We start from the raw sequence: 5,447 nt of genomic DNA on the forward strand, positions 1-5,447 counted from the left end.
CGCGGCGCGGCGGCGGTTCCGGGGGCCAGCGCCCCCCCGCTGGGGGGGGGGCGGGGGGGGGCCGGGGGGGGGGGCCGGGGGGCCCGGGGCGGGGGGCCCGGGCGCCGCCCGGGGCCGCGGCGGCCCCTGGGCTTGAGGATCATGACCAGGCCGATGACGATGATGATGACAGGCCAGAAGAACTGGCTGGCGTCGATTTCTTCCGACATCATATTAATGGTCAGGAAAACGGCGCCGACGGCGATCGGGATGAGCCAACCCGGGTGGCGGAAGCGGTGTTTGGCGCCCACAAACAGGCCGATGGCGATGGGGATCATGGGCCAGGTGAAAAGCCATGCGGGCAGGTCGGCGCCGACGCTGCGGGCCAGCAGCAGGCTGCCGATGATGATAATAACAACGCCGCCCAGCACCCGGCCCGTCTGATCGGGGTTTGTGATGTCCTGGTAGGGTTTTACCGGCTCAGGGGTGTTGCTTTTCGTGTCTTGCGTTTCCATATAATGGTATGATGATATTTTTTTCTCGTTTGGGAGGCCTTGCGGCTGATGTTATGTAAAAATAGGGTGTGTGGGTGGTTTGTGCGAGGGGTGATAGGCCGGCGCCGGTCACCGGTAGGTGAACGGCGGGTTGGGGGCGGTGGCCCTTACCACCCGTCGCAGCGTCCGCGGCGTTTTCTGCGGAACAGCATGCTCAGCCCGATAATGATCAGGATGACAGGCCACAGATACGGCCAGGGGGAGAAGCCTTCAATTTCGTTCTGGGCCAGGAATACCAGGCCGACGGCGATCGGAAAAAGCCATCCCATGTCAGTGAACCCTTTTTTAATGGCGGCGAATACACCGATGGCGATAAAGATCATGGGCCAGGTGAAGAGCCAGCCGGGCATGACGACACCGGCCACTTTGGCGAACAGCACGCCACCGATGATCAGCAGAATGATTCCTCCGCCGACGCGGCGACGGCGTTCACGTTGTTGCCATTTTTCGGTTTCCGAAACGTTGGGGATGGGGTTGGGATTTTCCATGATGGTTTTTGTTGTTGTCTGTACGAATATACGGTGAGAAGTGAGCCTTGGGCAGCGGCATTAGGCGGAACCGGGAGCCCGGTAGGTGAACGGCGGACGACAGGCGGTGAAGGCGGTGACACCGAAACGACGAATCGGTCTTTAAACGAACTGATCAGGCCGACAGACCGCGTAGGATTTGGGAAAGATCGCCGTATTTTTGTCATACGAAATCAACTAAAAACCTTCTATTTGAATTGATTTTTAGCGCTCGTCTTACGCAAATCTAACCAAAGACGAATCATTCCTGTACTTCTACGCGCCCCACTTTTTCCTGGGCACGTCTTTCCCGTAGATAAGGTCTGAAACATACACGCATGCGCCTGTCACGTGCCGGAAGGGTTGTATCCGTACAGCCGGTCCACACGTTTGTGCCATACCTCTTTTCGTGTCTGCCCCAGCAGGAATTGTTATGCAGTAGTGGAATTTTAATTATTAACCATAACCAAATTATCTGACGATGAAGAAGAGACCGATGATGATGCGTTCGTTCGCTGTGGCCCTGGTGTGTACGGCCTCCGTTGCTTTGACAAATTGTGCTAATGAAGCAGATCAAATCAAATCCTCTACCACTGCCAGCGGCGAGGTAGCGGGTAATTTTGTGAAAGGTACCGTGGGTGAAAATACGTTCCAGTTTGCGCAGTCACCCGGCGCTTCCGTGGGGAACACCGACTCTTATTATATCGTGCGTGACAACGGCGATATCGATGTAAACATATTTCGTAACGACGGCGAAAACGGCGCAGCGATGTTGTATTTCGTGCTGAAGAATGGCGATGTTCAGAACCCGTCTGAGCCTTACATGCAAATCACCAATGCCGATGGGTTTGTGATGGACAGCAACGCCGCCAGCAACAAGCTGACGGTAACAAACTTCTCGTTCGACCGCTCGACCGGTCGTGTTTCCGGCAAGCTGCAACTGTCAGGCGCCGGCAACAACCTGGAGACGAACACCTCTGTATCGAGCGACTTCGACGTAGTGGTGAAAGAGATCGCCATTTAGTTTACAGTGGTTTTATATTTTTTTCAGGAGGGCACCGTAAGGTGCCCTTTCTTATTTTGCAGGCAGATGATATGTATCGAATAACGTTGCTCCGGCTTATCCCTAGCTTTGGTATGGCTTTGGTATGCTTAAATATCGCTGTAAGGTCGCTGTAAGGTCACTGTAAGGTCGCTGTAAGGTCGCTAAAAGGTCGCTGTAAACCGGTTATTCCGGGCGATTGCAGCCAGGGGAACGGCCTCTCTTATCGTGGCCGGCGATAGGTCAGTATGTTATTGATCCGGGCGTGCTGCAAGAGCATGATGGTCTTCGCATCGCGGATCTCGCCGCGTGCAATCATATCAAACGCTTCCGAGAAATCCAATTCCAATACATCGATGTTCTCGTGCTCATCCACGCCGCCGCCGTCGTTCACTTTCTGATCAAGCGTATACTCGCCCACGAAGAAATACAAGATCTCTGTTACCGAGCCCGGTGACATGTATACTTCGAATACCTTGCGCACGTCGCTGATGCGGTAGCCGGTCTCTTCTTCTGTTTCCCGGCGGATGCAGTCTTCGGGATTGTCCAGGTCAAGCAGGCCTGCGCAGGTTTCGATCATCATGCCTGTTTCATTGCCATTGACAAACGTCGGCAGGCGGAATTGGCGGGTGAGGATCACCGTCTGGGCGGCTTTATTGTACAGCAGGATCGTTGCGCCGTTGCCCCGGTCGTACGCTTCACGGCTTTGGGTGAGCTGCTGGCCGTTCCGGCCGGTGATGGTGTAGGTGTATTTGTAAAGGGTGTACCAGTTGTTGGACAGGGTCTCCTTTTGGAGAATCTTGATCGTAGGATTCATGTGGCAAGTTCAGCCCTTAGCAACGGAAATTGCGGGGGAATGTTGCGGGGCCTGGCCGACGGCAGTTACAAACTGCCGTCCGTTGCAGGCACAAGTTACACGCCTGCGCTACGCTTGGCGCTAAACTTGCGCCAGATGCTACGTTAGGCACAGAAATTATCAGTACAGCGCGACAGTGGCTGCGCCAGTTGATCCTGTCATTCATATTGAAAATGGTATGTGCCTGAACCAATGGTGACGGCAATGTCATTCCCAGTCGGTTTGTGTGCCCAGCCGGTCTTCTCCAACGCTGTTTTTGTCTCCACGACTTTCTTTCCTGCGGCGCCGGGTAGCACTACTTCTGCCGTGGTGTTAGCGGGGATGGTTACGTCGAGTGTGAACGTCGCGCCGGTTTTCTTCCAGGCTGAGCGTACGGTGCCGTGGGGTGTGAGCAGCTCGGCTTCGGCATGCTGGAGGTTGCCGCCGGGCTCGGGGGCAATGGTGATGTGTTTGTAGCCCGGGGCTGCGTTGCGGATGCCGGTGATGCGGCGGTACATCCAGTCGCCGATGGCGCCGTAGGCGTAGTGGTTGAACGAGTTCATGCCCGGGGTCTGGAAGGTGCCGTCGGGGCGCATGCCGTCCCAGCGTTCCCAAATCGTGGTAGCGCCCATCTTTACCGGGTAAAGCCACGAAGGATACGTCTCTTGCATGAGCAGATCGTAGGCCACGTCGGTGTGGCCCGTCTGTGACAACACATGACAGAGGTAGGGCGTGCCGAGGAAGCCCGTCGTGAGGTGGTTGCCATATTGCCGCACATTGGCCACGAGGCGGTCGGCCGCTTGTGCGCGCAGGTTCTCGGGCAACATGTCAAATTGCAACGCCAACACATACGCCGTCTGCGTGCCGGACACCAATCGACCGGATGGCGTTACGTACTCGCGTAAGAAAGCGTCCTTGATCTTTTTCAGCTGGTCGGTATATGCCTGTGCATCGTCTTGTCGGCCCAGTATCGTGGCGGCGTTGATCATCAGCTGCACCGAGTTGGCGCGGAAGCATTGGGCGATGAGGTATTTATCGGTTACGGCCGAGGTGCCGTCGTTGTCATCGAATGGACGGTAAAAGAGCCAGTCGCCAAAATGGAAGCCGGTGTTCCACAGGTCGTGCTGGCTGTTTCGTTCCATATACTCTACCCAGGCTTTCATGGACGGGTATTGCTGCTGGAGGAAGATCGTATCGCCGTAGGCCTGGTACATCGTCCACGGTATGATGGTGACGACATCGGCCCAGCCGGTAGATGCTGCGTCGTTCTTACTCAACACGTTCGGGATCACAAAGGGTATGCGTCCGTCTGCGTGCTGGTCGGCGGCCACATCGTGCATCCATTTGTTAAAGAAGCCGGCCACTTGCCGGTTGTAGGCGGCGGTGCGGGCAAATACTTGTGCGTCGCCGGTCCAGCCCAGGCGCTCGTCGCGTTGCGGGCAGTCGGTGGGGACGTCCACAAAGTTACCATTCTGGCCCCAGCGGATGTTGTGTTGCAGTTGGTTGATGAGCGGGTGGGAGGTGGTAAAGCTGCCGGTGGAGGGCATGTCGGAGTATAACGCCGTGGCGGAAATGGCGTCGGCGGTGAGTGTGCCGGGATATCCTTCTACTTTTATATACCGGAAGCCAAAGAAGCTCAGGCGCGGCTCGTATACTTCCTGTCCATCGCCTTTGAGGGTATATACTACTTCGGCTTGTGCGGCGCGCAGGTTGTCGGTGTAAAAGTTGCCTTCGCGGTCGAGCACTTCGGCGTGCCGGATGGTGACGCGGTCGCCGGCTTTGCCCGATACTTTCAGCGTGATCCAGCCGACGAGGTTCTGACCGAAGTCCACCACGGTTTCACCCTTAGGTGTTTGAATGATCTTTTGTGCGCGGAAGGTTTCATGCTTGCGTACGGGTGGGCCGTAGGTAGCCACCAGGTTGTCTTTTCCACCTTCCACGACTTTTACGCCCTGCCAGCCGGCAGCGGCATAACCCGGTTGCGTCCAGCCGGTCTTTTCGAGCCGGGCGTCATAGGCTTCACCATAGTATATACCGGCTCTTACGATGGGGCCGGTGGTGCTCTTCCATTGGTTGTCGGATGTGATGATCTGTCGGGTGCCGTCGGTATAGGTCACGCGCAGCTCGTACAGCAGTCCGAGTGTGGTGCCATAGATATTTTTGGTGTCGGCCCAGGCCAGGTTTCCGCGGTACCAACCGTCGCCGAGCAGCACGCCCGTAGCGTTGGTGCCGGTCTTCAGCAGCTTCGTGACGTCGTATACCTGGTATTGAAGCCGTTTGTTATAGCTCGTCCAGCCGGGTGTGAGGTATGCGTCGCCTACGCGCTGGCCGTTGATATGTGCTTCGTACAAGCCGTGGGCCGTGACGTAGAGCCGGGCCGCGGCGATGGGCCTGGCGAGGGTGAACTCCCGGCGTACCATCGGGGCGGGTTTGTTGACGGCGTCGCCGGGCAGGTCGGGCTCGATCCAGGAGGCCGTCCAGTCACCGGGTTGTAGGAGGCCCATCTCGAACGACTGGGCGGGACACCACGC

Annotated in this window: 5 protein-coding genes; 1 reads left to right on the plus strand and 4 read right to left on the minus strand. The window is 57.0% G+C overall.

The genetic code is table 11. From position 1 onward, the window contains the following. Positions 1-494: LiaF transmembrane domain-containing protein (locus KK078_RS30210; protein WP_449508544.1), on the minus strand; the 494-nt coding region annotated here is incomplete at its 3' end. A gap of 146 nt (positions 495-640) precedes the next feature. After that, positions 641-1,021 carry a LiaF transmembrane domain-containing protein gene (locus KK078_RS30215; protein WP_254094758.1) on the minus strand — a complete coding sequence of 127 codons (381 nt, stop codon included), beginning with the start codon at positions 1,019-1,021 and terminating at the stop codon, positions 641-643. 499 nt (positions 1,022-1,520) lie between these two features. Between KK078_RS30215 and KK078_RS30220 the strand changes: the two genes are divergently transcribed. Beyond that, complete coding sequence (locus tag KK078_RS30220) at positions 1,521-2,063, plus strand: hypothetical protein (RefSeq protein ID WP_254094761.1); 543 nt, start codon at positions 1,521-1,523, stop codon at positions 2,061-2,063. Positions 2,064-2,304: 241 nt separating this feature from the next. Here the strand turns inward: KK078_RS30220 and nudK are convergent, their stop codons facing one another. After that, positions 2,305-2,898 (minus strand): GDP-mannose pyrophosphatase NudK, encoded by a 594-nt coding sequence (gene nudK / locus KK078_RS30225; protein ID WP_254094763.1) that lies wholly within the window; start codon positions 2,896-2,898, stop codon positions 2,305-2,307. Between the two features lie 197 nt (positions 2,899-3,095). Next, positions 3,096-5,447, minus strand: a 2,352-nt coding sequence (locus tag KK078_RS30230) for a glycoside hydrolase family 78 protein (RefSeq protein WP_254094765.1), incomplete at its 5' end; no start/stop codon positions are given.

Source organism: Dawidia soli (genome assembly GCF_018598185.1).
Taxonomy (GTDB): domain Bacteria; phylum Bacteroidota; class Bacteroidia; order Cytophagales; family Cyclobacteriaceae; genus Ohtaekwangia; species Ohtaekwangia soli.

Coding starts and splice junctions, on each gene's coding strand:
- KK078_RS30215 (WP_254094758.1), bottom strand. CDS start 1,021: ATGGAAAATCCCAACCCCATCCCCAACGTTTCGGAAACCGAAAAATGG.
- KK078_RS30220 (WP_254094761.1), top strand. CDS start 1,521: ATGAAGAAGAGACCGATGATGATGCGTTCGTTCGCTGTGGCCCTGGTG.
- nudK (WP_254094763.1), bottom strand. CDS start 2,898: ATGAATCCTACGATCAAGATTCTCCAAAAGGAGACCCTGTCCAACAAC.